This window comes from Methanofollis aquaemaris, from assembly GCF_017357525.1.
GTDB classification, from domain to species: Archaea; Halobacteriota; Methanomicrobia; order Methanomicrobiales; family Methanofollaceae; genus Methanofollis; species Methanofollis aquaemaris.
Window position 1 is genome coordinate 596,346 of record NZ_CP036172.1, and the last position, 24,269, is coordinate 620,614.

Below are 24,269 nucleotides of genomic sequence, written 5' to 3' on the forward strand. Positions count from 1 at the left end.
GAGAGGATGAGTGCTTCGGTCATCTGGTATCTGAGAGAATTTCTGCGGGGCGAGTGGTTGAAGAAGTTCTTCTTCGCAAAGACCGCTCCGCTTGTCGACCCCCCCTACTTCAGGGGCTATCCGACCCTTACCGACAGGGAGTGCACCCACTGCCTCTCCTGCATGATGATCTGCCCGACGCCGGGCGCGATCGAGGTGGTCAGGGACGGCGAAGGTTGGACCCCAAAGATCTACGAGGGCCACTGTATCAGGTGCGGTCTCTGTGTCGAGGCCTGCCCGGAGGATGTCCTGGACTCAGGACGGGTGCTCGCCACCCAGCACCGCGACCACACCGCTCTCTCGGTGAGGTATCAGGTGACGGTGAAGCCCGAGGCCTGCGTGCGGTGCGGCAACTGTGTCGTCGCCTGTCCGGTGAACAAGGAGGCCGATCCGCAACTCGGTTCGACCGGGACCTCGGCCAACGACGAGGTGATCATGAAGATCCGCAACGGCAACCTCTGGGTGCTCCATGACGAGAAGTGCACCGGATGCAAGACCTGCGAAGAGGTCTGCCCGACCGACGCCATCGCGATCGCACGGGTCGCCGAAGGGACGCAGGAGGGACGGTCGTGAAGGCCCTCTTCAACACCGGACGCACTTCGGCGCAGGGGCAGGGACTGGAAGCGAAGGCGCAGCCCGAATATATGGAGGCGACCTCGATCTGCATGATGAACCCGGTGGACCTGATGGACCTCGAACTGGAGGAAGGGGAGCGGGTGCTCGTCCGCGGGCCTGCAGGCGAGGTGATCCTCACCGCGGTCCAGAACGAGGGCGTCCCGCGGGGGACCGTCTACGTCCCGATGGGCCCGTACGCCAACGCCGTCATCGACGCCGGCACCCATGCCACCGGCATGCCCGACTACAAGTCCTGCATCGTGGACCTGGAACCGACCGACGACGAGGTGAAGAGACCGGCCGAATTGATGGAAGCGATCGGCGGGCTCGCCTATGAGGGGGACACAGAATGATCCACGAAGATATGATCTGCCCGTTCTGCGGTTGTCTCTGCGACGACCTGGTCATCGAGACCGAGGGGACCGAGGTAGTGCGGGTGGACAATGCCTGCACCCTCGGGAGCCACAAACTGATGAACGCCGGGAAACACCGGCTCAAAGCCCCGATCATGCGGGACAGTGGCCGGTGGCGGGACGCCACCTATGAAGAGGCGATCGAGTACACCGCGGGCATCCTCCTGGACGCCGACCGACCCCTGCTGTACGGCTGGTCCAGCACCCAGGGGGAGGCGCAGGGGGCCGGAGTCTCGATGGCCGAACTCCTCGGCGGGGTGATCGACTCGACCACCTCGGTCTGCCACGGGCCCTCCATCCTGGCCATCCAGGAGGTCGGCCACCCTGGCTGTACCCTGGGTCAGGTGAAGAACCGGGCCGACCTGATCGTCTACTGGGGCTGCAACCCGACCGAGGCCCATCCCCGGCACATGAGTCGGTACACCACCTATGCAGACGGCTACTTCCTGGAGAACGCCTTCAGGGACAGGAAACTCATCATCGTCGACGTCAGAAAGACCGAAACCGGAAGCATCGCCGACGAGTTCATACAGGTGAAGCCTGGCGGCGACTATGCGGTCCTCTCGGCCCTGCGGGCGATCGTGCGGGGACGCGAAGATGTCGTCCCGCCGACAGTGGCCGGAGTGACCAAAGAGCAACTCCTCAGGGTCGCCGCACTCTGCAAGGAGGCAAAGTTCGGGGCTCTCTTCTTCGGGGTCGGGCTGACGATGTCGCCCGGCAAGTACAAGAATGTCAGGAACGCCATCGAACTCGTCGACGAACTGAATCGGTACACCAAGTTCACCCTCACACCCCTGCGGGGGCATTACAATGTCTACGGTTCCAACGAAGTCTTCACCTGGATGACCGGGTACCCGTACGCCGTCGACTTCTCCAGGCAGATCGCCTTCTACAACCCCGGCGAGACGACGGCGGTGGACATCCTGGCACGGAAGGAATGCGACGCCGCGCTCATCGTGGCAAGCGATCCCGGTGCCCACTTCCCGAAGAAATGCCTGGAGCACCTGACCGACATCCCGACGGTGCTCATCGACCCGATGCACACCATGACCACCCCGCTTGTCAGGTGCCAGATCCCGACGGCCGTCACCGGTATGGACGCCGCGGGCACGGCCTACCGGATGGACGGGGTGCCGATCCATGTGAAGAAGTTCCTGGACCTGGGCTACCCCAGCGACACCGAGATCATCACGAAAATCTTCGAGAAGGTCACGGAGGTGAGACATCCATGAACGAGTTACTCGTCAAAAACGCCTATGTCATCGACCCCATCAACCATATCGACGGCGAAGTGATGGACATCGCCGTCAGGGACGGTCGTATCGTCGAGGACGTCGGCCCACAGGCCGAGGTGATCGACGCCGAAGGCTGTCTCACCCTGCCCGGCGGCGTCGACTCCCACACCCATGTCTGCGGAACCAAGGTGAACTTCGGGCGGTACATGAGTCCTGAGGACATGCGGGCCGGGCGCGAGGTGCGCCGCGGGGTCAAGCACGCCACCTCTGGCTACTCGGTCCCGACGACGTACGCCAACTCATACCGCTATGCCATTATGGGCTACACCACCCTCCTCGAAGGAGCAATGGCACCTCTCGAGGCCCGCCACACCCACGAGGAGTTCTCGGCCACGCCTCTCCAGGACATGATGGCCAACACTCTCTTCGACGGCAACTGGGGGGTGATGAAGGCGGTGAGCGAGGGCGACATCGAGCGTGTGGCCGCGATCGTCGGGTGGACCCTCTCGGCGGTGAAGGGCTTCGGGATCAAACTGACCAACCCCGGCGGGACCGAGGCCTGGGGGTATGGCAAGGATCTCCGGTGCATCAAGGACGAGGTTCCGCATTTCGGGGTGACCCCGGCCGAGATCATCGAGGCGATGATCCAGGCCTGCGAGATGCTCAGGCTCCCCCATTCGGTCCACCTCCACTGCAACAACCTGGGCACGCCCGGCAACTATGCCTGCACGGTCGGCACCTTCAACCTGGTTCCCGACCTCAACAAAAAGCGCCAGAGCCTGTACGCAACGCATGTCCAGTTCCACAGTTACGGCGGTTCGGACTGGAAGACCTTCCGTTCGAAGGCCGAACCGGTCGCGTACACCGTGAACAACCGCCCCCAGATCGTCATCGACATGGGGCAGGTGATGTTCGGCAAGACCACCACCATGACCGCAGACGGCCCGATGGAGTTCAACCTCTACCGCCTCCACCACAACAAGTGGTCGAACCACGACGTGGAACTGGAGACCGGGTCAGGGATCATCCCGGTGCTGTACAGGAAGAAGAACCTGGTCAACTCGATCATGTGGGCGATCGGCCTGGAACTGGGACTGCTCGTGAAGGATCCCTGGCGGTGTCTGCTCACGACCGACAACCCGAACGGGGCGCCCTTCGTGAAGTATCCCGAGATCATCGCCCTCCTGATGAGCAAGAAATACCGGGACGCCGAGTTTGCGACCGTGCACCGGAGGACCGAGTCCAGGGTCGACCTCCCTGCCCTCGACCGCGAGATGGACTGGAACGAGATCGCGGTGATGACGCGGGCCGGACAGGCAAAGGCCCTCGGGATCACCGGGATCGGGAAGGGCCACCTGGGCCTCGGGGCAGAGGCCGACATCGCCGTCTACCCGTTGAAGGTCGGCGAGATCGATCCGGCGCAGGAGTACCAGAAGATCATCGACGGGTTTGCCAGGGCAAAGTGGACCGTCAAACGGGGTCGTCCGGTGGCGAGGAACGGCGAGATCCTGGTCCATGGCGAGAACACCACCATCTGGGTCGACCCCAAGATCAGTCCCGAGCATGATATGAGCCGCGACCCCAAGTTCACGGAGATGTTCAATCACTGGTACTCGGTGCGGATGAGCAACTACCCGGTCCAGGATGAGTATCTCAAACGAAACCTGCGGATAGAGACGGAGGCGACGATATGAGGATTGTGCTGACGATGAAGGAGCGCACAAACCCGCACATCCCTATCGAGGCTGAGAAGATCAACCCCGCCTTCCTGATGTGGGGGACAGACGAACTCACCGTCTGGGAGGGGAACAAGGAGCGTCGTCTCGACGAGGTCTTTGAGATCGAGATGGAGGGCACGGCCACCTCAGTCAACGAGGTCGAGGTGGTGCTCCGCGGCGATACCTCCAGGGTGAAGCGGGTCGGTGAATACATGGACGGCGGCCGGATCACCATCGAAGGCGACATCGGGATGCACTGCGCTAATTTCATGGCCGCAGGCACTATCGAAGTGATGGGAAATGCAGGCGGCTGGTTTGCAAGGGAACTGCGGGGCGGCACGGTCATCTGCCGCGGCGACGCCGGTCACTACTGTGCCGCAGGATACCGGGGCGAGAAGAAGGGGATGAGAGGCGGGAAGGTGGAGGTCTTCGGGAGTGCCGGAGACTTCACGGCCGAGCACCTCTTCGGCGGCGAGGTGATCGTCCACGGCAACTGTGGGGATATGCCCGGCGTTGACATGCAAGGGGGTTTTCTCACCATCCATGGTGACTGCTCGCGCCCCTGTGGGAACATGACCGATGGGAGGTGCATGGTGCTGGGGTGCGCTTCGGAGATGCTCCCCACGTTCAAGAAGCAGGACGAGGTGAATGGGCCGGACGGTCTCTCGCTCACTCACTTCACCGGGGATGTGGCCAACCGCGGAAAAGGAAATCTTTTGGTCAGGTGCTATCAATATCTGGAGTGATGATACGGCACGAATGTGGGTATGAGGCGCCGGTCTTCTGTCGACGCTGTGGCCGCCCCCTCGAATACACTGAACGCCGCGGTATCTATTGCCCATACTGCGGCCGACAGGTGACGATGATCTGTCCGAAGTGCGGAGAGCGCTGGTGAAGAGCCGGGTCTATTCTATCCGGCTCCTGACCCAGCGGGTGTATTCCGAACGAAGCCTGCTCTTCTCCGACTCGTCAAGATCTTCTTTGCCTGTGTCGTCCAGGAAGTCCTGGAGCTGGCAGACAACCTTTTCTGCGTCCTGATGGTCGATGGCTTCGAGGTAGACGGGAGCGCGCATGACGTCTATCACCTCGCCGCAGATATGGCAGAGTTTCCAGTGCTGGTAGGGATCTACATAGGTGAAGTTCAGGCATCCAGGACAGCGGATGACATGGTACATCATCCGGAGATGCGTGTTGCTGGGTGAAAAAGATTCCTCTATGCACTCACAAAAAGAAGAAGGGGCGTGCAGTGCCCCGTTCACCAGCGCCCACCGCGTCCTCCGCCAAAGCCGCGGCCCCTGCCGCAGCCCCGCGGGAGGCCGCCGCGGCCGAGGCCGTAATAGGCGCCCTGTGGCGGCTGTGCCGATACTGTTTGTTCTCCAGTCTCTACAGTGGGTGCGGGAGCAACCGGCCTGCACCGGCCGCGCCCTCCTCCGGTCAGCGACCCCCTCCCCAGGGGGCCGGTACCGTCCATACCTGGCATATTGATCACATCCGCGGGCATACACCCGCAATTATTACTCATATGCGCATTATTAGATAAAGGGTGATGATCAGGCAAATTGCCATGCAACAAAAGAAAAAAGAGTTTGCCGGCCCTTTCACCAGTGCCAGTGCCAGCGTCCTTCCCGCTTCCCGGTCTCGGTCCTGATGATGACTTCCATCGTGGCCGGGACCGCAGCCCCCCCGGCAGCCTCGCCGGTGCCCGTCTTCAGCGAGGGCCCGAACTTCCGCTGGGCAAGTTCCTCTTTTCCAAGCTTCCCGATACTGTACCATGTCATCTCGACACCTCTGCAGACGACCGTCCCGGACCGCCCGCACACTCCCCCCATCTCGGCCCAACTATATCAAACCCATGGAGCCGGACGCGAGACCTCTCTCATCCCAGCTATAGAGAATCAGGCATGAATCGAGAGCACGCCTCAGGCATTACCATATGAAAACTCGGCTTTGTAGAATCAGGCATGAACCTTGGGCTCAAGCATACGGAATGAAAATGATCGTGGGTCTCCAGAGTGTTTGGATCCGTGCTCCGCCTTCAGAGCAGGACACCACGGGGGAACACCGCCTTATTGCCGCCCCACCCCTATCTTCGTCGTGGGGGGTCCGGGGGTGAAACCCCCAGCGCGAGATTGGGATAAAGATTCTGCGATGAGGGCGGCACGCCTGATCACCACGCCTTCCCACACCTTCACGCCGGGGGCGCTGCCCCCGGACCCCCGGGATGAAGATAGGGGCGGGAAGGCAGAAGGTCGATCATTCAGAAGGTCTCTCTGTCATCTGCGTATCACTCACGAAGGAGTCTAGAGAATTTAATCCATCATGCAAACCCGGAGAGATGATCCTCAGGATCATTTACATGATAAATCCTCCAGATGGTTATCTCTGCGGGGGGCTAGCCGCACCCCGATCCCCCCGCGTCAAGATAGGACAGGGGACGGGAACTCCCTCTTCATGTTCGCTGATTTTGCCTTCCCAACCCTATCTTCATATCGGGGGTCCGGGGGCAGCGCCCCCGGCGCGAGCATGCGCGAAGGCGGTTGGGTCACGCTTGCCCAGAAGAGGTGAGGATTTACCATGAAAATGATCCAGACGTTCAATTCTGGAGTTATGGATGAGAATTTGAACACACAAATTTCTCTCATACCTGATATACGGAGAAAAAAACCGCCCTCAGAATGATCGGGCTCTCTGCCTTCCCGCCCCTATCTTCGTCCCGGGGGTTCGGGGGCAGCGCCCCCGGCATGGTGGTGTGGGAAGGCACGTCGATCTGATCGGCCGCCCCCCATCGTCGAACCTTCACCGCCGTCTCGCGCCGGGGGGCGGTGCCCCCCGGACCCCCCCCCACAGATGAAGATAGTCGAGGGGCGGCAGTTGAACAGTATCCTTCTGGTGCCCTGTTGCGAGGAGAGAAATCAAGTATCCCTTCGCACTCAGGAGAACTGCAACGAGATATTTTCATCCCGTATGCTTGAGCCAGGGGTTCATGCCTGATTCTACAAAGCCGAAAACGCTTTCATGGTAACTCCTCGATCCTTCTCCTCCTGACCGGGCGGGTGAGGGGAACCGAGCACTTCGCCGCCCCCTGGCGCGAGAGAACAGTTGAGCATCCCTTCTCCTAATGGTGGGAGGGCCTGTCTGTTAGGGCCGGAAGACAGAGGAGAAGATCCAGGAGGGAGTGTTGCCGTTCTCGGCGTCTCTTCTGCAGAGGGAGACCTGAAAGTGGCAAGCCCCTCGTCATTACCTGTCCTGAGGATTTTCTCCAGGGCCATTGGACCGGTTTTGATCAAAAATTTTCGTGAACCGCCGGAACCCCGACCGATGGCTATTAGTCTGGAGGAGACCGATAGAAATATTCTATGCATATCGAGGTAATCCCGGTCGAAGGCCTCCCACTTATCCATCAGGGGGATGACCTCGCAGAGATGATCTGCAAACTGGTCGCCTTCGAGGACGGCGACGTCCTCTGCCTCGCCTCATCGGTCTACTCCAAGGCGCACGGCCACACCAGACTGCTCGATGAGATCGTTCCCTCGGCAAACGCAGAGCGTATCGCTCAAAAAACCCATGAAGACCCCAGGTTCGTCCAGGCTGTCCTCGACGACACCACCGACGTCATCCTGGAAGATCCTTTCATCCTCTCCGAGACCGTCACCGGCCATGTCGGTGTGCGGGCCGGACTCGACCACTCCAATGTCGAGGACGGCATGGTCGTCCGTCTCCCCCCCGACCCGATGACAGCCGCGGCCGGACTGCGGGACGCGCTCAGAGTGGTCTGTGGCAAAGAGATCAGAGTGATCATCACCGACACCTGCGGCCGCTCCTTCAGGCGGGGCCAGGCGGGCGTCGCCATCGGGTGGAGCGGGATGACGGCGATCCGCGACTTCCGCGGCGACCACGATCTCTTCGGCCACACCCTCGAGATCACCGAAGAGGCGGTGGTCGACGAGGTCGCGGGCTTCTCGAACTTTGTGATGGGCGAGAGCAACAACGGCATCCCGGCCGTGGTCTTCAGAAACTGCCCCCAGTGGAACGGACACGACGATCTCCACTTCAGGAGAGACGAAGACATCATCAGACAGGCGCTCGGCAAAAACTAAACTCCGGCTTTGTTGAATCGGGCATGAGGCGAAAGCACACCTCAAGCATACCGAATGAACAATTGTTCTGTGCAACGCTTCGGAGCGTGGAGGAATCGGCTCTGTTGAAACCTTCAATTCCTCTTCTTCCAGCCTTGAGGGTGCCAGGAACCGAACACTTCGCCGCTCCTCGGCTATCTTCTTTTGGGGGAGTTCAGGGATCTCCCCCGGCGCGAGACGGCAGGTTCAGATCTTTCAGTTGGAGCGGTCCTTCTGATCGCCCGCCTTCTCGCATGCTCTCGTCGGGGCCGCTGCCCCCGGACCCAGGAAATGCGATAGGGGGGAAGGCGGGCGGGGAATCGTTCAGAGGTTGTCTCCTTCCTCTGCCGATCCGTCACGCAGAGACACGGGTGTGGTCGGCCCTTCGTTCACGCCAGAAGAGGAATGCAACAGAGCCGAAAAAATGTGCTTTGATCCAGAGAAATGTTCCAGTCCTCAGACACTTTGGGGATGACCTCAAAAAAATATCAGTAGAAGAAGTCCAGCAGGAGAATAAAGACGCCCACCGCCGCGGCGATCGCGACCACGTACATCGGGTTGATATGGAACGCCCGCCGGCTCTCGCTGTCATAATAGTTCACAAGACCCGCAGACGAGACAAGCCGTCCGCTACTTTTCTTCGCCATGGTAGAAGGTTCACATTCAATATATATAAATTCGGTGTCAATGGATGGGTATGCCGGAACAGACGTACGAGGCGACTATTCTCATCGGGGAGGCCCTCGAATCGGTGACCGGTACGATCGTTGTCACAGACGGGGTCGTGACCGGGATCGAGGAGGGGCCGGTGTCCACCGACCGCTGGATCTGCCCGGCACTCTTCAATGCCCATACCCACCTCGGCGACACCGTCGCCATGGACTGCGCCACCTGTGGCAACCTCTCCGACCTGGTCAAGCCCCCACACGGACTCAAACACCGGATACTCAGGGCGACCCCGCGAGACCGTCTTGTAGCTGGCATGCAGGCCAGCCTTGACGTGATGGCGGCCACCGGCACGGTCGGGTTCGCCGACTTCAGGGAAGGCGGACCCGAAGGAGTGCTCGCACTCAGGGAAGCGCTCAAAGGATCCCCCCTCCACTCCCTGATCCTCGGGCGGGATGGAGGGGAAACCTTCGGCGACGGCGTCGGGATCAGCAGCGTCACCGACATCGCCGACGCCGAAGAGCAGGTGGCCAGGGCGCGGGCCGCGGGCAAGGCCGTCGCCTTCCATGCCGGGGAGAAGAACCCGAACGACATCGACGGCGCCCTCGCCTACGACCCCGACCTCCTGGTCCACTGCACCCACGCCACCGACCGGCAGCTGCGGGCCATTGCTGATGCCGGCATTCCCATCGCCGTCTGCGTCCGCTCCAACTGGATCCTGGGCGTGACCCGCGGCGCCGACCACCCGCCGGTGAAAAAGATGCTCGAATTCGGGTGCACCCCCCTCCTCGGCACCGACAACGTCATGTTTGTCCAGCCCGATATGTTCAGAGAGATGGCCTTTGTCGAGACCGTCACCAGGCTTCCCCCGGCCGAGATCTTGCGCGCCGCGGTGAAGGGGGCGGGACTCGCGGGCAGGACCTACTTCATTGAAGAGGGACAGAAAGCCAATTTCATCATTATTAATACTTTCAAATCAAACCTCAGGTTCAGCACGGACCCGGTCGCCTCCATCGTCAAGCGGGCGGGACGGGGCGACTTCCTCGAAACCGTTATAAATACACAAACTGAGTGATCTTGCAAATTCTGATTTTAGGAGGTGCAGATATGTTCCACACAATTGTCGTCGCCGTCGACGGTTCAGAGATTAGCATGAAGGCCCTCGAGACCGCCATGCACGAAGCGGAGGTCTGGGATGCGGACCTCCATCTAGTTTATGTTGTTGAGACCAGCATGTTCTCCTCCATCCCCATGGACAATACCTGGGAGATCATCTACTCTCTCCTGGAGACCGAAGGAAAAGAAGTCTTTGAAAAGGCCAGAACGCGCGCCGAGCAGGAGGAACTCTCCATCGAGACCCACCTGAGAGACGGTCACGCCGGAAACGAGATCCTCGCCCTGGCCGACGAGGTCGGAGCCGACCTGATCATCATCGGTTCTCGCGGCAAGAGCAACATCGACCGCCTCCTCCTCGGCAGCGTCTCCGAGCATGTGGTCAGGAACAGCAGTTGCACGACCATGGTGGTGAGATAATTCCTGCAAAAGCAGATGACATGTACGTCAGAGATTATATGACCAAAGACGTCGTCTCGGTTGAGATCCCCAGCAACCGCGACGACATCCTCAAGATCCTCAAGCGGACCGGGATCAGCGGCGTGCCGGTCACCGAGAAGGGTAAAGTCGTCGGTGTCGTGACCAGAAAGGATCTTCTCCGCAAGTCGGAAGAGACCCAGGTCGCCCTCCTGATGTCACCCCACCCGGCGATGATATCCGTCGATGCCCCCCTGGCCGAGGCGGCCAGGTTGATGACCACACACAAGTTCCGCAGGCTGCCGGTCATCGACGAGAACGAGTGCCTTGTCGGACTCATCTCGGCCGCAGACCTGGTGGCGGCGATCGCCCAGCTCAGGATCAAAGATGAGATCTCAGAACACTTCACCAGCAACACCTTTGCCCTCTGGGAAGAGACGCCGCTCCCGCTCGTCGGACGGATCATGGAGATCTCCGACGTCGAGGCCGTGCCGATCATGGACGACAAGGGACGGGTCTCGGGGATCATCGCTGAACGCGACCTGATCCGCAGTTCCCACATCGAGGACTCGGTCGAGGTCTCCGACTTCTCGAACGGGACCGACGACGACGAGTGGACCTGGGAGAGCATCAGGGACATGCATGTGATCAGTTACGGCGTCTCCAAGGTGAGACTCCCCGACAAACCGGTGAGTGCGGCGATGATCCAGAATGTCATCACCGTCCCGAAAAACGCCGGGGTGAGCGAATGTGCACTCATGATGAAGCGCTCGCGCCTCGACCAGTTGCCGGTGGTCAATGGCGACAAAAAACTCATTGCAATGCTCTTTGACCGAGAGCTCATCAAGGTGCTCTGTGCCGGGCCCGGAGAGGCCCCGGATCAATAACCTTTAAATTTCTTGGTATCACTTATAACTGAGTAACGCTTTTCCAACTTTTAGCGTGTAATTTTTGGGGGTATTCGAATGCCTGAAATACATCAGGAAATACTCAAAGGAACCACAACTGTGGGTTTAGTCTTTCATGAGGGCATCGTCCTCGCCACCGAACGGCGTGCGACGATGGGCAATCTCATCGCAAGCAAGAAGGCAAAGAAGGTCTACCAGATCGCAGACCGTATAGGAATGACCACAGCCGGCGGTGTTGGCGACGCACAGTCGCTCGCCAGGCTGATGCAGGTGGAGTGCAACCTTTACAAGGTTCGCCACGGCAAGAACATCTCGGTTGGTGCTGCAGCGACGCTTCTCTCCAACTATCTCCAGCAGAACCGGTATTATCCGTACTATGTCCAGCTTCTGGTCGGCGGCGTCGACCGGAAGGGTCCGAGCGTCTACTCGGTCGACGCCATGGGCGGAGCCTCGCTGGAAGACGAGATCGTCTCCACCGGCTCGGGCTCACCGATGGCATACGGTGTCCTTGAAGATCGGTTCCACCCCGACCTGAAGGAAGCCGAAGCGGCTGAACTCGCCACCAGGGCACTCAAGGCGGCGATGCGTCGCGACTCGGCTTCCGGCGAGGACATCAGTGTCGTCGTCATCACCGGAGAGAAATACGAGGAACAAACCGTCGAATCGACCAAGAAATACTCTGAATTGATCCAATAATTCTTTTTTCAGGACGATAGTAATGCTCATAGAGGATAGACTCAAAGAACTCAGGGACAAGATCAACGCTAAGGTCCCGGCCGGGATTGTCATTTCCCAGGTCGAGTTTGAAGGCCCTGAGCTGGTCATCTACACCGACGAACCCAAAAAGTTCGCCGACCAGGAAGACCTGATCAAGGTGCTTGCCAGGGATCTGCGTAAGCGTATCGTTGTTCGACCCACCATCCTTGAAGACCCCGAGACCGCGGTCACCAAGATCAACGCGGTCGTCCCTGAGAACGCAGGCATATCAGACATATTTTTTGACCCTGATACCGGCGAGGTGCTCATCGAGGCCGAGAAGCCGGGTGTCGTCATCGGCAAGAACGGGGCGACCCTGCGTGAGATCACCAAGAATACCTGCTGGACGCCCAAGGTGGTGCGGACCCCGCCAATCGAGAGTTCGACGGTCAAGCAGGTGCGACAATACCTCCGTTCCATTAAGGACGACCGTAAGGCGTTCCTGCGCACCATCGGCCGGCGGATCCACCGGGATGTCATCGCCAAGGACCACTGGGTCAGAGTGACGACTCTGGGATGCTGCCGGGAGGTCGGGCGTGCGGCCTTCCTCCTCACCACACCTGAGAGCAAGATCCTCATCGACTGCGGAGAAAAACCAGGGAGTGCTACGAGCACGCCGTACCTGTACGTGCCCGAGATCTCTCCGCTCTCTTCCGTCGATGCGGTGGTGCTCACTCACGCCCACCTGGACCACTGTGCCCTTGTCCCGCTTCTCTTCAAGTACGGCTACGACGGGCCCGTCTACTCGACGCCGCCGACGCGGGACCTGGCGGCACTCCTCCAGCTCGACTACCTGGACGTGGTCAAGAAGGACGCCGGCAGGCAACCATACACCTCCAATGAGGTGAAGGAATACCTCAAGCACTCGATCACCCTCAACTATGGGTCGGTCACCGACATCGCACCCGACATCAAACTCACCTTCCATAATGCCGGGCACATCCTGGGATCGGCCGTCGCACACTTCCATGTCGGAGACGGCCTCTACAATATCGCCTTCACCGGCGACTTCAACTACCAGAAGACCCGTCTCTTCTCACCGGCGGTCTCGAGTTTCCCCCGTCTCGAGGCCGTGTTCATGGAGAGCACCTACGGCGGGTCGAGAGATCTCCAGCCGCCACGCGAGGAGGCCGAGAACAAACTCTACGAGGTCGTGAACCGGACAATCGAACGGGGCGGCAAGGTCGTCATCCCCGCCTTCGCAGTCGGACGGTCGCAGGAGGTCATGCTCGCTCTCGAAGAGGGTATGAGGAAGGAGAAGATCCCGAAGGTCAAGGTCTACCTGGACGGGATGATCAAGGAGGCGACGGCCATCCACACCACCTATCCCGAGTATCTCAACTCCGACTTGCGCAACCAGATCTTCAGGGACGGACTCAACCCCTTCCTGGCCGAGTGCTTTGTTCAGGTCGACTCCTCTGAACTGCGGGAAAAGGTCATCGGCGGCGACCCGTGTGTCATCGTCACCACGAGCGGTATGCTCAGCGGCGGGCCGGTGATGGAGTATCTCTACGCCCTGGCCCCTGACGAGAGGAACACCCTCATCTTCGTCGGGTACCAGGCCGACGGCACCTTCGGCCGCAGGCTCCAGAAGGGCTGGCGCGAGATCCCGGTCGGCAACCGTGAGACGATGGTCGTCAGGCTGGATATCGAGACGGTCGACGGGTTCTCCGGTCACTCGGACCGCAAGCAGTTGATGAACTTCGTCCATCACCTCCAGCCCAGGCCCGAGAAAATTTACACCATCCACGGCGACGAGGGGAGCACCATCGACCTGGCCAGTTCGATCTACAAGCGGTACCGGATCGAGACGCGTTCGCCGATGAACCTCGAAACCTATCGTATGGTATAGATGAGACAGCGCCTCACCCTTTTGCTCGGCGTCTTCGCCGTGATGGCGCTGTCCAATGCAGTCGTCCCGGTCCTGCCGGCCCTCGCAGAGGGCGCGGCGTTCCAGGGCGCCATTTTTTCCGCGTATTTCCTCGGAGCATTCCTGACGGTCTTTCCGGCAGGGCTCCTATCAGACAGGATCGGGCGGGTGTTCCTGGTCAGGGCCGCACTCCTGCTCACCATCGCGAGCGGAGCATTGATCCTGATGGTCTCAGACCCGCTCGCCCTCCTGGCGGCGCGGGCCCTGGAGGGGATCGGGGCCGGGCTCTTCGTGCCGGCGGCGATGTCCTGGATCAATCTCCAGTCCGACCACCGGAAGATGAGCGGCAACTTCATCGCGGCCCTGAACGTCGGCCTGGTCGTCGGCCTGGTGGTGGCAGGATGGCTGAACGGGTTCTTTGGGTCTTCAGGGGGAATCATGGCCTTCACGGTCATCACCCTCATCCCGCTCCTCCTGAGTCTGATGATGAAAGATGTGGCGGTCGGCCCGGTGCCGGGCGGCGGTGCCGATCTGCTTGCCATCGGCAGGGACTATTTCTGGATGTACGTCGCGACGATCATGCTGATCGGGGCGACCGGTGCGGTGACGGCACTGTACCCCGAGTACACCGGTGAAGAGGCGGCGGCCCTGGGCGTACAGCTCGGGGCGATGAATGTGGCCACCATCTTCTCGTCCCTGGCGGCGTCACGGGTATCTCTGAAACCGATCCCGACGATCCGTGCATCGGCGGCGCTGATGGGGGCGGCGGTTGCCCTCCTGTACTTCACGCCGGTGGCCTTCGTGCTCATCGGGGCACTGGCGGGAGTGGTGATCATCGCCCAGGTCAACTACCTGGCGGCCGACCCGACCCACCAGGGGGCGGTGATGGGATTGTTCAACACCGCGACCTATGCAGGGATGACCCTCCTGCCCTTTGCGGCCGGGGTCGTCGCCGAGTACCAGGATTTTGCAGCGGCATTCGCAATGATCGCCGTCCTTGCGGTCATCATGGCCGCCACCATCGGGCGGTGCCGGTGCAAGGTTCCGGAATAATGGAGAGAAACTATGAGATCAACATTTGAGAACCTGGACGGAGAAAGTGTCCAGGAGAAGTTTGCCGGTCTGGGAATCACCCCGGGCGAGCGTATCGACATCCTCGAAATCCAGCGGCTCGGCCAGGAGTATGGTTTCAGGGCGGTCCTCTACTTTGAGGAGGAGATGGGGAGGAACGGCGACCTTGCGGCCGACGAGAAGGCGTACAAAAATGTACCCGAGACCGAGCGGCCGTTCATCTCGGTGGACGGGTTCCTGAAATATGCCAGGGAGTATGATCCCTACTCGTTCGAACTGCGGCTCAAGGATCTCCCGATCATCATCGAGGTCGCCACCGTCGGTGAGATCAAGGGCGAGCCTTATATGGCCGGGCTGATGCCGTTCCTCGACGACCTCGAAGACTTCGAGGAGCCCGAGGTCATCGAGTAAGCGAAGCGTCGGCCCTATCTTCAAGAGCTGAGAGGGCCTTCCTCGCGGCGGCCCGCTTGGCGTCGGCCTTGCTGCGGCCACGGCCCCTGGCCGAGAGGAGGCCGGGAGCGGTGACCGCGCAGGCGAAGGTCGGGGCATGGTCCGGACCTTCGCGCCCGAGGATGAGGTATTCGGGCATCTCACTGTATTCTTGCTGGAGGTGCTCCTGGAGCCTGCCGATGACATTGCCGTCCGGGTCGAAGTGGAGGACGTCGTCGGCGATGAGCCCGAGGACGATCTCGCGCGTCCGGTCGAGGCCGAGGTGGAGATAGAGGGCGCAGATGAAGGCCTCGAAGACGTCGGCGATGATCGGGCGGGTGAGGGGTTGGCCTGCGCCGAGGAGGATATGCTGTTCGAGCCCGATCCCGGTCGCCGGAACGATCACCCCGAGGTGCTCGTTCTTGGTCGCTTCCATCCGTTTTGAGAGCGCCCCCTCCGAGCAGTCGAAGTGGCGGAAGAGATATTCGGCCACGATGAAGTTGAGGACGCGGTCGCCGAGGAACTCGATCCGCTCGTAGTCAGGGCGGGGGCAGAGTTCCAGGGGATGTTCGTAGGCGTAGGACCGGTGCGTCATGGCCTGGTCAAAGCGTGCGAGGGTCTCGTCGTCGGGGTCGGTGACGCCGATCCCGGGCTGTGCAAGAAATTGCGTGAGTTCTATTTTTCTGGTCCATTCCATCGGAAAACCGCCGGCCGGGGAAAAGGCTATTGTGCAGAAAAATATAGGTCTGACGCATTATGAAGATGCTCATCGGCGGAGAATGGAAGGCGGCCGCGAGCGGGGGGGAGATGGAGGTGGTCAACCCGGCGACCTGGGAGACGATCGGGACGGTGCCGCTGGGCGGGCACGAGGACGCCGGGGCGGCAGTGGACGCCGCGGGCAGTGCGTTCGCGGGCTGGGCCGACCTCCCGCCGGTTGAGCGGGGGAAGGTGCTCTTCAGGACGGCGGCGCTGGTCCGCGAGGAGACGGAGCACCTTGCGGCCACGCTCGTCGCGGAGCAGGGCAAACCGCTGCGGGAGGCGACCGACGAGGTGCGGGGTTTTGCTCATGTCCTGGAGTACTACGCAGGGCTTTCGTCGTCCCTGTACGGTGAGAGCATCAACACAAAGGCCTACGGGCGGATCATCGTCGAGAGGCGCCCCCTCGGGGTCTGCGTCGGGATCGTCCCGTGGAATATGCCGGTGCTCATCGCGGGCTGGAAGATCGGACCGGCGCTGGTGGCCGGGAACACGATGGTGCTCAAACCCGCGAGCACCACGCCGCTGACGACCCTGGCCATCGGCGACCTCTTTCTCAGGGCCGGGTTGCCGGAAGGTGTCCTCAATGTCGTCACCGGTCCTGGCGAGACGGTGGGCGAGGCCCTGGTCACGCATCCGAATGTCAGAAAAGTCTCGTTCACCGGCGATATCGGGACCGGGCGGCATGTGGCCGAGACGGCAGCGCAGACGATGAAGCATGTGGCCCTGGAGCTCGGCGGGAGCGATCCCATGATCGTCTGCGACGATGCCGACCTTAAGGCCGCCGCGGCCGGGGCGGTGGTCGGGCGGTTCTACAACTGCGGTCAGACCTGCACGGCGGTGAAGCGGGTGTACGTCTTCTCTGACGTTGCCGAACGGTTCAAGGAACTGCTCGTCGAGAAGACCCGTGCGATCACGGTCGGAGACGGGATGGAGACGTGGGTGCGAATGGGGCCGCTGAACAACGCGGCCGGGCTTGAGCGGATCGAGGGAGTGGTCGAGGACGTGCGGGAGGAGGCGGAGATCCTCACCGGCGGGAGGCATCCGGGAGGGAAGGGGTTCTTCTATGAACCGACGCTGATCACCGGTCTTCCCGCCGACGCCCCAACTCTGCGCGAGGAGGTCTTCGGCCCGGTGCTCCCGGTCGTGGAGGTCGAGGATCTCGACGAGGCGGTGGAGGCGGCGAACAGCACCCGCTATGGTCTTGGGGCATCGATCTGGACGAAGGAGATCGGGCGGGCCGAGCGCGGCTGCCGGGACCTGGAGGCCGGCATCGTCTGGGTGAACCAGCACCTCAAGGTGCCGCCTGAGACACCGTTTGGCGGGGTGAAGTGGAGCGGCACGGGACGGGAGAACGGGCTGCATGCGCTTGAGCGCTATACTGAGGAGAAGGCGCTGTTGATCAGGTCGTGAGGGGGGCGAATTGCGGCGTGGTTGTACACTCCGGAGTGTAATACTCCTGAGTGTCTTCCTCGACCGGGAGGGGGTTGCCACCCCCACAGAAGATTGGGGGGAGGACCGTGTGTCGCCTTCATGAAGGACATTGAAAGGTTCATCTGGTGTTTCTTCCGTGCTTCATGCATCCCGCCTGATGATGGGTCTCATCCCCTGTGTCCTGGTGGAAAAATGGTAAATTCCATTTTCAATTTGTCCAGATAGACCTGCCCCGAGCCCCGCATGACTGATACATAGAGGACAGAGACACCCCCAGAACGATTCGTCCTCTGCCTTCCCGGCCCTCTCTTCGTTCCGGGATCTTAGGGGTAGAGCCCCAGGCGCGATTGGTGTGGGAAGGCGTGAGATCAGAATTCCTGAAACAGAAATACGTGATGATCAGCCGTGCCGCCCATATTGGAGACTCTTCCCCGGCGGACCCCCACGGACCGAAGATAGGTGGAGGCGGCAATTGAGGGAGATCTCCACCGATTCTTCCGTCTTGAAATGAGACAGCAATGACAAGAAATATTCAACTGCGTATGCTTGAGCCCAGGGCTCACGACGAATTCTACAGAGCAATAAAAAGGGGAGGGACTTCAGTCCCTGAAGAGGACGTGGGTGGTCATCGAGCGGGCGCCGAAGAACTGCTTGCAGAACTCCCCCATCTTCTTGGGGCCGTATTCCTTGCAGGAGAAGATGTCGAGGTAGGCTGCGTTGGTCTCGTTGGCAAAGTGGCCGGAGACCAGAGAGGTCTCGATGAGCTGGGTCATCGAGTATCCGGCCACTTTTTCGTTGGGGCCAAAGTGGACGACCGTCGGCTCGCCGAAACGCTTCATATCAATGAGGTCACAGAGCTCAACGATAAACCGTCTGATCGTGTCGGCATCTCTGATGGCCTCAGGGTCGCATTCCTTGAGGTCAACACTGGTGTAAAGGCCCCAGGAACACTGCTCTCTGAACCGCTCGATGATATCGTCGTCAGAGAGGGCGTCCCAGGTTGTCATCGCACGGTTAAGGCCAAGCATGTCAGGCTGGTTGTTCATTTCGGTAGTGGTCATCTCCATACTGATCCCCTCCTGGGGGTCTGTAGAATATTGATGGATCTACAACACATGATGGAGATTTAAAAATATCCCTCGTGACAACTCGCCAGGATTGAGAATGTAAGAGCAGAATATGGGCCATATCGTCAAAAAATGGCTAAAAAAACCCACATTTTGATTAAAATGCCCTCAGGGCCGCCGAAATGAAATAAGACAGATCCTTGCCCTATTCCCTCCCCCAGATCCAGCGAGGGATGCTCAGGCCATGGATCGGTTCTGCGCTCCATACGCGTCCAGATTTCAATTCGGCATGGTCCGGCACGATGAAAATCAAAATAATCAGGTTTAATTTGTCAAAATAGAGCCAATTCGGTTTTAATTTGGGCGATTGCGAATCATAAGAGAATAAATGGGGCAAATAGTCCTGAATATGCCATATTTTGTCCGAACTGAAGGCCCATGAGATTACATCGATATCGGGTATGAAATATTGTTCAAAAAGATATGGATACATCCGTGCACACATGTGATCATTTTCTCTGCTCCCGGGCCGCCGGGTGCGGCACCCCCTCCAGTTCAGGGGCCGAACCGTGAACGGCCACATACTTCGCCACCGCGTGCGGCGCCCCGATGAGGAGACGGCGGGCGGTGTGGTAGACGCTTGGCTGTTTCTCCGGGTCGACGGCCCGCATCACCGAGAGAAGAACACCCACCAGCGGCGCCTGGTGCTCTTCGGCCATCCGGTCGAGGGCGCCGAAGACCTCGAGGGCGCTGACCGTGTTGTATTCGTTCACCCGGCCGAGGCGGCCGAGCACCTCTGCAAGATACTCCCGGCCCTCCGGCGTCTCCAGCGAGAGCTGCCGGTTCCTGGCAAACCGGCCGAAGAGTGCCCGCTGGTCGTTGGACTGCTCCATCCGGAAGGACGGCGAGGCCGTCACCCGTTGCACCAGATCGAGGGCGTCGGGTGCGGACGAACCGGCGACGACGGCAAGGAACGTCTCCCAGGAGACCGGGTGTTCCTTCGACTCCTCCTCGAAGGCGTCGAGCACCGCACGCCGGTCGGGCGCCGAGGAGTCGAGGTACGCGGCGAAGGCAGCGATCCGATCGGTGGCGCACTGTGCATCGTCGAACTGCTCTTTGATAAGCGCGTGGATCTCCGAGGTGTCGAGGGCGGCGAGCACCTGCAGGACGGCGTTCTTCACCTGTCGCGCCTTGATCGCCGACGGACTCCGGTCGGTCGGCGCCGCGGCGTACCGGCGGTAGAGAGCGATAAGCCGCTCCTGGTGGGCGGCCGCGATCCCCCGCAGCAGGCGCACCCGTGCGTCGTGGAGGGCGGTGTATCGGTGGGCGTACCGGGGATTGGTCACCGACTCGAAGATGGTGAGGAACTGCCCGCCCGCACGGCGCATCAGGTCGGTGTCGTCGGCGAGGTCGGCATAGAGCGTGCAGAACTCCGCCGACGGCACCGCCGCGGGGTCGGCAAGCAGCCCGAGCATCTCGACCTCCGCACACCGCTGGAAGGCGGAAAACCTGGCGATGAGATCGGGATCGGTCCGCGCCTGGAGGAAGAGCGCCGCAGGCGCGGCATCGTCGGTCACCCGCCCGTAGAAGGTGTAGCCGCGGTTGACCGAGAGGTAGGCAGGGGCGTCGACGTCCTCGAAGACCATCGTCTCGTGTCGTCCCCTCACCAGGTGCGTCTGCTCCGCAAGGTCGACGCCGTCGGCCGCGACCAGGGCCACGGTCAGCGGGAAGATCCAGGGCTCCGCGCCCTCGCGGGTCTCCTGCTCGAACGCGAGCGTGCAAGTACGCCTCGACGGATCGTACCGGTGCGTCATCCGCACCTCCGGGTACCCGGTCTGCTTCAGCCACACCCCGGCCATCTCGCCGAGACAGCGACCCGAGACCCCCTCCATCGCCTCCAGCCAGTCCTGCCTGGAGGCGTTCCCGTGGGCGAATCGCCGGTGGTACACCCCGAGTCCCTGGACAAAGGCCTCTTTCCCCACGACGGTCTCGACCATCCTGACAAACTCCGGGGACTTCACATAGGTGACCCCGGTGATCAACTCGTTGGGATCGTTGAACCCGTCGGGCTCGATGGGCATCGAGGCCGCCCCCTCGTCCAGAGCGAAGGTGCCGGTCTCGGGATCGACGAGGTCGAGGACCGTCTGGAGACGGGCATACTCCTCGCCGAAGAAGAACCCAAAGTGCTGGTTCTCCACATGCACCGTCACCGCTTCGTTGAGCCAGATCTCAAATGGCGTCTTCCCAGTCACCTCGGAACCGTTGAGGTTGTGGTAGTACTCGTGGACCTTCACCCGCACCATATACTCGAAGGCCCGGTCGGTCATCTGCGGGAAGGGCATCAGCCGGTTGGTGGTGATGGTGGTGTTGCCGACATTCTCCATCCCGCCATAGTCGGAGTTCTGCATCCCGATCTCGCGGTACACCGTGCCGGTGTAGGCATACCCGGGGATGATCTCCCCGACCCGCGCGGCGAGTTCGGCCCGCAACGCCGCGACGCGTTCCCCGTCCCCGTCCCCGTCCGCCTTCGCCCGGTCCCGCTCGTGGCACCGCGCCATGATGGCCTTGCGGAGAGGGAGGTCGTGGTATTGGTCCGGGCCGGTGAAGAGATAGACCCAGAGCACGCCGTCGGCGAGCACCTCCAGCGCCTCCTCTGCGGCCGCGGGGTCGGAACCCGGAGGGGCCAGGAGTTCGAGGGCGAAGGTCCGGCCGTCCGGGTACTCGAACTCGCGCCTGAAGGTCGCATAGGTGCCGACGCCCAGGAAGAAGAGGTACGGGGCCATCGGGGTGATGGTGTTGTCGAAGGTGACGACCTGCCGGCCGTCCCCATAGGGTCTCGGGGCCGAGAGGGGGTCGCCGTTGGAGATGATGTTGGTGTAGCGTTCGTCCGCGACGACCGTCGTCATGTAGGTGCACTTGGCCATCATGTCGTCGAAGCACGGGACGATCCGCTGGAAGCCCCACTGCTGGCACTGGGTGATCTGAGTCGGCGGGGCACCGGCCGGGGTCACGTCATAATACAGCCCCTCCAGGAGGTGGTCGGAGGGGCGGCACCTGGTGCGGGTGAGCAGGTGGAGGTCTGCTCCGGCAGGGAGAGGGGTGGCGAAGGTGAAGATCAGGAGGTGGCCTTTCGTGTTGTACTCAACCGAGGCCTCGAACTCCTCGCACGAGGCGGCCAGCACCTCGAGGTCGCGGGCATTCAGTTCCAGCCTCTCGACCGACCGGTCCCGCACCCGCAGATGCAGCCGCGACCCCACCCCGGTCACCTCGTCGCCGACCGAGATCATCAGGTCCATATGGAGGACATCAACCGGCAGTTCGCCAAAATCTTCTGGATAAAAGGTAAAAAGACGCGTCATCAGACTCACCCAGGATAGGGGCCGGGGAATGATTATCCTTGCCCCTGCCGGGTGGATCCTATTCTTCTATCTCCGTTGCAAGAGACTCCTGATGCGTCCGAAAGGAACATCAGGGGTGGTGATGAGACACAGGATCCCGTCATCCTCGTCGGTGACAAGGAAGGTACCTGACCTGGTCTCAAGCGTGAAGTCCGAGACCTCACCGATCCCAAGAACGTCCGCGAGATCGCAGGCGATTCCAAAGGCCGAACAGAGAGCCTGCTCGTCCAGGTCGTCGGGCCGCCTCCCGGCCAGGACCTCAAGGCCCCCGGCACCGCACCGACCCACCATCTGAATCCCGACATCCAACCCCGGTGCAGCCGGGACAGGCTGCATCCGGGCTTGGACCGGAGGTTCGTCAGGTACCGTCGGTGCCGACACTGCACCTGCGATCGGGACGCCATGTTCCTCGCACCATTCTTGAGCGGTCGAGAACTCTTCTCCGGTATACCGGCAGAGAGTCAGATCGACCACCTCCTGAGAAAGGAGGTATTCCCTGGCTGCTTTGCCGCGCAGGACCATCCCGCCGTACCTGAACCAGTAGGCAAGTACCTCTCCCTTCTTGATCAGGAGAAACCCGTTCCCTCCCTGGACCTCGACCGCAATTTTTCCGACAAACTTGCCGGTGTGGGAGAAGACCCATGTGAGTGGGGCCTGCATCATGCCAAGACTGGCTCCTTCAGGGAGTTCTACTGTCATACCACTGATGTGATCAATTCGATGTTCTTCTTCATCTCGTATCTGACCCGGCCCTGGTTGGCCCCGGGGCCGAGGAGAACTGCAAGCACGGAACCGTCCTCGATGGGCATGACCAGGAGGCTTCCCCCGGTCCCCTCCACGATGGCTCCACCGTATCGCTCGGTCTCCAGCCCGCCGGCGAGTCGGTCCCAGGATGATGCCGCCCCATGTATCAGGGGAGCGGCGCCGTCCCAGTCGGCACCCCCGGCCTGACCGAGCACCTCGCCTTCAGGCCCGACCAGGGCGGCACCGACCGCCCCGCCGACCAGCAGTTTTTTCAGGACAAATGTGAGCATTCCAACCATCAAAAAACCTCTTCAATGCCCGAAAGTTTCAGAACCCTGCCCCGTATCCGCCCGGCAGCCTCAGTGCCAAGGACCGGCACCACCGCCGCGTGGCAGGCATCCGCCAGAGCAGGGAGGTCGGCCCGGGTCAGCCCGGACGGACTCTTGTTCAGTGCCTTCTTCGCACACCTGGAGAGGAGACGCGCGGCCGAGGGGCCGATCTCCTCCTTCAGGGCTGCGAGCACGTCGTCGTCCAGCGACATCCAGGGACCACCTCACTCATTATCTTCACGAGCAAGAGCATCGAGAACCCGGTACGAGTTGATCATCCTGTTGAAGGATGCGGCAAGATCTCCGATCTCGTCGTTGCTCATGACGTCGACCTCTGCTCCCTTGAGGTCTCCCATCGAGACATTCCTGGCCACCTCAGAGAGTTGTGTGATAGGGCTTGTGATGCTGCTTGCAAGGAAGAAACTCCACATCACCACGATCGCAAGAGTCGCCAGGGTCAGGACGAATACCGTCCCCTGGAGACCGAGGACTTCCACAATCCATCCCGTGTCTCCGGCCGCCATGATCCCGAGCAGGATGACCGGGATCACCGCGACAAAGAGCATGCTCACAAAGAGTTTGTAGAAGATGGGGATCTGGAGGGTGAGGCTCCTCCCCTGTGTGCCGGACCTGGCCATGCCGTCCATGGGTGATTATTCTACAGGTTAGAATTTAAACTTTATGAATTGAGTTATCTACCCTGGGCGTATTCAAAACTAAATTGAAAATAATTTTCAGGCGCCCCGGAGCATTCCCGGACTGATTGGCATGGAAATAAGAGATCATAAAAAGAGGTCCGGCAGAATTCCCATTCTGGAGTGCTGATGACAGTCTCCTCTTTCGAGATCTTCTCATTTGCCTTCCCGGCCATGATCTCGGGGGAAACGAGCGCCGGTGAGTTCGAGAAAATCTGTGATTCCAGATAGGGTTCCAGGTAATGCCCCGGAATAAAACCGAAAATCTATTGCTGAACATTTGACTCCGATGAATCAGGCATGAGCCGGGAGCACGCCTCAGGCATGCCGCATGAATACTCTTTCCGAGTGGAACTTTCGAGTGCGGAAGGATTTTTTATCGGCTCTGTTGAACCCCCAATTCCTCTTCTCCTGGCCTTGAGGGTGACAGGAACCGGGCACTTCGCGCCCCCCGGCGAGAGAGAGAGCAGGGTGAAGTTTC

The 24,269-nt window shown here is 60.8% G+C and carries 27 protein-coding genes; 15 read left to right on the forward strand and 12 right to left on the reverse strand.

Annotated elements, in window-relative coordinates:
* The first annotated feature begins 6 nt into the window (after window positions 1–6).
* From RJ40_RS02890 to RJ40_RS02915, 6 genes are read left to right on the forward strand one after another with little or no spacing between them, the layout of a single operon-like run.
* On the forward strand, window positions 7–612 hold the full coding sequence (locus RJ40_RS02890; RefSeq protein ID WP_265581852.1) for a 4Fe-4S binding protein: 606 nt from the start codon (window positions 7–9) through the stop codon (window positions 610–612).
* Window positions 609–1,007 carry a molybdopterin dinucleotide binding domain-containing protein gene (locus RJ40_RS02895; protein WP_265581853.1) on the forward strand — a complete coding sequence of 133 codons (399 nt, stop codon included), beginning with the start codon at window positions 609–611 and terminating at the stop codon, window positions 1,005–1,007. The genes RJ40_RS02890 and RJ40_RS02895 overlap by 4 nt, the downstream gene beginning before the upstream one ends.
* Window positions 1,004–2,299, forward strand: a complete 1,296-nt coding sequence (locus RJ40_RS02900) for a formylmethanofuran dehydrogenase subunit B (protein ID WP_265581854.1) — start codon at window positions 1,004–1,006, stop codon at window positions 2,297–2,299. Before RJ40_RS02895 ends, RJ40_RS02900 begins: the two co-directional genes overlap by 4 nt.
* On the forward strand, window positions 2,296–3,996 hold the full coding sequence (locus tag RJ40_RS02905) for a formylmethanofuran dehydrogenase subunit A (protein ID WP_265581855.1): 1,701 nt from the start codon (window positions 2,296–2,298) through the stop codon (window positions 3,994–3,996). Before RJ40_RS02900 ends, RJ40_RS02905 begins: the two co-directional genes overlap by 4 nt.
* Entirely contained in the window at window positions 3,993–4,766 is a 774-nt protein-coding gene (locus RJ40_RS02910; protein WP_265581856.1) for a formylmethanofuran dehydrogenase subunit C, read from the forward strand. Before RJ40_RS02905 ends, RJ40_RS02910 begins: the two co-directional genes overlap by 4 nt.
* Window positions 4,766–4,915 carry a DNA helicase PriA gene (locus tag RJ40_RS02915; protein ID WP_265581857.1) on the forward strand — a complete coding sequence of 50 codons (150 nt, stop codon included), beginning with the start codon at window positions 4,766–4,768 and terminating at the stop codon, window positions 4,913–4,915. Before RJ40_RS02910 ends, RJ40_RS02915 begins: the two co-directional genes overlap by 1 nt.
* A 10-nt stretch (window positions 4,916–4,925) precedes the next feature.
* Here RJ40_RS02915 and RJ40_RS02920 read toward each other — a convergent pair whose 3' ends face one another.
* From RJ40_RS02920 to RJ40_RS02935, 4 genes are all read right to left on the reverse strand, one after another.
* A complete protein-coding gene (locus tag RJ40_RS02920) occupies window positions 4,926–5,198 on the reverse strand; it encodes a DUF1922 domain-containing protein (RefSeq protein ID WP_265581858.1) in 273 nt (90 codons plus the stop codon).
* Between the two features lie 77 nt (window positions 5,199–5,275).
* Complete coding sequence (locus RJ40_RS02925) at window positions 5,276–5,500, reverse strand: DUF5320 domain-containing protein (RefSeq protein ID WP_265581859.1); 225 nt, start codon at window positions 5,498–5,500, stop codon at window positions 5,276–5,278.
* A 118-nt stretch (window positions 5,501–5,618) separates the two neighbouring features.
* Window positions 5,619–5,798, reverse strand: coding sequence for a hypothetical protein (locus tag RJ40_RS02930; RefSeq protein ID WP_265581860.1), 180 nt, complete (start codon window positions 5,796–5,798; stop codon window positions 5,619–5,621).
* A gap of 1,215 nt (window positions 5,799–7,013) precedes the next feature.
* Complete coding sequence (locus tag RJ40_RS02935; RefSeq protein ID WP_265582635.1) at window positions 7,014–7,421, reverse strand: hypothetical protein; 408 nt, start codon at window positions 7,419–7,421, stop codon at window positions 7,014–7,016.
* On the opposite strand from RJ40_RS02935, the gene RJ40_RS02940 reads away from it, so the two are divergent.
* On the forward strand, window positions 7,377–8,117 hold the full coding sequence (locus RJ40_RS02940) for a coenzyme F420-0:L-glutamate ligase (protein WP_265581861.1): 741 nt from the start codon (window positions 7,377–7,379) through the stop codon (window positions 8,115–8,117). The genes RJ40_RS02935 and RJ40_RS02940 overlap by 45 nt on opposite strands.
* A gap of 506 nt (window positions 8,118–8,623) precedes the next feature.
* Here RJ40_RS02940 and RJ40_RS02945 read toward each other — a convergent pair.
* Window positions 8,624–8,782 carry a preprotein translocase subunit Sec61beta gene (locus RJ40_RS02945; RefSeq protein ID WP_265581862.1) on the reverse strand — a complete coding sequence of 53 codons (159 nt, stop codon included), beginning with the start codon at window positions 8,780–8,782 and terminating at the stop codon, window positions 8,624–8,626.
* Window positions 8,783–8,832: 50 nt separating this feature from the next.
* Here RJ40_RS02945 and RJ40_RS02950 point away from each other — a divergent pair, with 50 nt between their 5' ends.
* The 7 genes from RJ40_RS02950 (at window position 8,833) to RJ40_RS02980 (ending at window position 15,347) form a co-directional block, all read left to right on the forward strand.
* The gene (locus RJ40_RS02950) at window positions 8,833–9,876 is read left to right on the forward strand and encodes an amidohydrolase family protein (protein WP_265581863.1); all 1,044 of its coding nucleotides are present in this window, start codon (window positions 8,833–8,835) and stop codon (window positions 9,874–9,876) included.
* 32 nt (window positions 9,877–9,908) lie between these two features.
* Window positions 9,909–10,334, forward strand: coding sequence for a universal stress protein (locus tag RJ40_RS02955; RefSeq protein ID WP_265581864.1), 426 nt, complete (start codon window positions 9,909–9,911; stop codon window positions 10,332–10,334).
* A gap of 20 nt (window positions 10,335–10,354) precedes the next feature.
* Window positions 10,355–11,218, forward strand: coding sequence for a CBS domain-containing protein (locus RJ40_RS02960; protein WP_265581865.1), 864 nt, complete (start codon window positions 10,355–10,357; stop codon window positions 11,216–11,218).
* 78 nt (window positions 11,219–11,296) lie between these two features.
* Entirely contained in the window at window positions 11,297–11,935 is a 639-nt protein-coding gene (gene psmB, locus RJ40_RS02965) for an archaeal proteasome endopeptidase complex subunit beta (protein WP_265581866.1), read from the forward strand.
* 22 nt (window positions 11,936–11,957) lie between these two features.
* The gene (locus RJ40_RS02970) at window positions 11,958–13,847 is read left to right on the forward strand and encodes a beta-CASP ribonuclease aCPSF1 (protein WP_265581868.1); all 1,890 of its coding nucleotides are present in this window, start codon (window positions 11,958–11,960) and stop codon (window positions 13,845–13,847) included.
* Window positions 13,848–14,918 carry an MFS transporter gene (locus RJ40_RS02975; RefSeq protein WP_265581870.1) on the forward strand — a complete coding sequence of 357 codons (1,071 nt, stop codon included), beginning with the start codon at window positions 13,848–13,850 and terminating at the stop codon, window positions 14,916–14,918.
* 12 nt (window positions 14,919–14,930) lie between these two features.
* A complete protein-coding gene (locus RJ40_RS02980) occupies window positions 14,931–15,347 on the forward strand; it encodes a hypothetical protein (protein ID WP_265581871.1) in 417 nt (138 codons plus the stop codon).
* Here the strand turns inward: RJ40_RS02980 and RJ40_RS02985 are convergent.
* Window positions 15,337–16,062: a ribonuclease III family protein gene (locus tag RJ40_RS02985; protein WP_265581872.1), complete on the reverse strand. Its 726-nt coding sequence runs from the start codon at window positions 16,060–16,062 to the stop codon at window positions 15,337–15,339. The genes RJ40_RS02980 and RJ40_RS02985 overlap by 11 nt on opposite strands.
* Window positions 16,063–16,121: 59 nt before the next feature.
* Here RJ40_RS02985 and RJ40_RS02990 point away from each other — a divergent pair, with 59 nt between their 5' ends.
* A complete protein-coding gene (locus RJ40_RS02990) occupies window positions 16,122–17,534 on the forward strand; it encodes an aldehyde dehydrogenase family protein (protein ID WP_265581873.1) in 1,413 nt (470 codons plus the stop codon).
* A 620-nt stretch (window positions 17,535–18,154) separates the two neighbouring features.
* Here the strand turns inward: RJ40_RS02990 and RJ40_RS02995 are convergent.
* The 6 genes from RJ40_RS02995 to RJ40_RS03020 form a co-directional block, all read right to left on the reverse strand.
* Window positions 18,155–18,562 carry an S-adenosylmethionine decarboxylase family protein gene (locus RJ40_RS02995; RefSeq protein ID WP_394357409.1) on the reverse strand — a complete coding sequence of 136 codons (408 nt, stop codon included), beginning with the start codon at window positions 18,560–18,562 and terminating at the stop codon, window positions 18,155–18,157.
* Between the two features lie 569 nt (window positions 18,563–19,131).
* On the reverse strand, window positions 19,132–21,981 hold the full coding sequence (locus RJ40_RS03000) for a M1 family metallopeptidase (RefSeq protein WP_265581874.1): 2,850 nt from the start codon (window positions 21,979–21,981) through the stop codon (window positions 19,132–19,134).
* Window positions 21,982–22,047: 66 nt separating this feature from the next.
* Window positions 22,048–22,719, reverse strand: a complete 672-nt coding sequence (locus RJ40_RS03005) for a roadblock/LC7 domain-containing protein (protein WP_265581875.1) — start codon at window positions 22,717–22,719, stop codon at window positions 22,048–22,050.
* A complete protein-coding gene (locus tag RJ40_RS03010; protein WP_265581876.1) occupies window positions 22,716–23,063 on the reverse strand; it encodes a roadblock/LC7 domain-containing protein in 348 nt (115 codons plus the stop codon). Before RJ40_RS03010 ends, RJ40_RS03005 begins: the two co-directional genes overlap by 4 nt.
* Window positions 23,063–23,305, reverse strand: a complete 243-nt coding sequence (locus RJ40_RS03015; protein ID WP_265581877.1) for a hypothetical protein — start codon at window positions 23,303–23,305, stop codon at window positions 23,063–23,065. The genes RJ40_RS03010 and RJ40_RS03015 overlap by 1 nt, the downstream gene beginning before the upstream one ends.
* A gap of 12 nt (window positions 23,306–23,317) precedes the next feature.
* Window positions 23,318–23,740 (reverse strand): HAMP domain-containing protein, encoded by a 423-nt coding sequence (locus RJ40_RS03020; protein ID WP_265581879.1) that lies wholly within the window; start codon window positions 23,738–23,740, stop codon window positions 23,318–23,320.
* Between the last annotated feature and the right edge of the window lie 529 nt (window positions 23,741–24,269).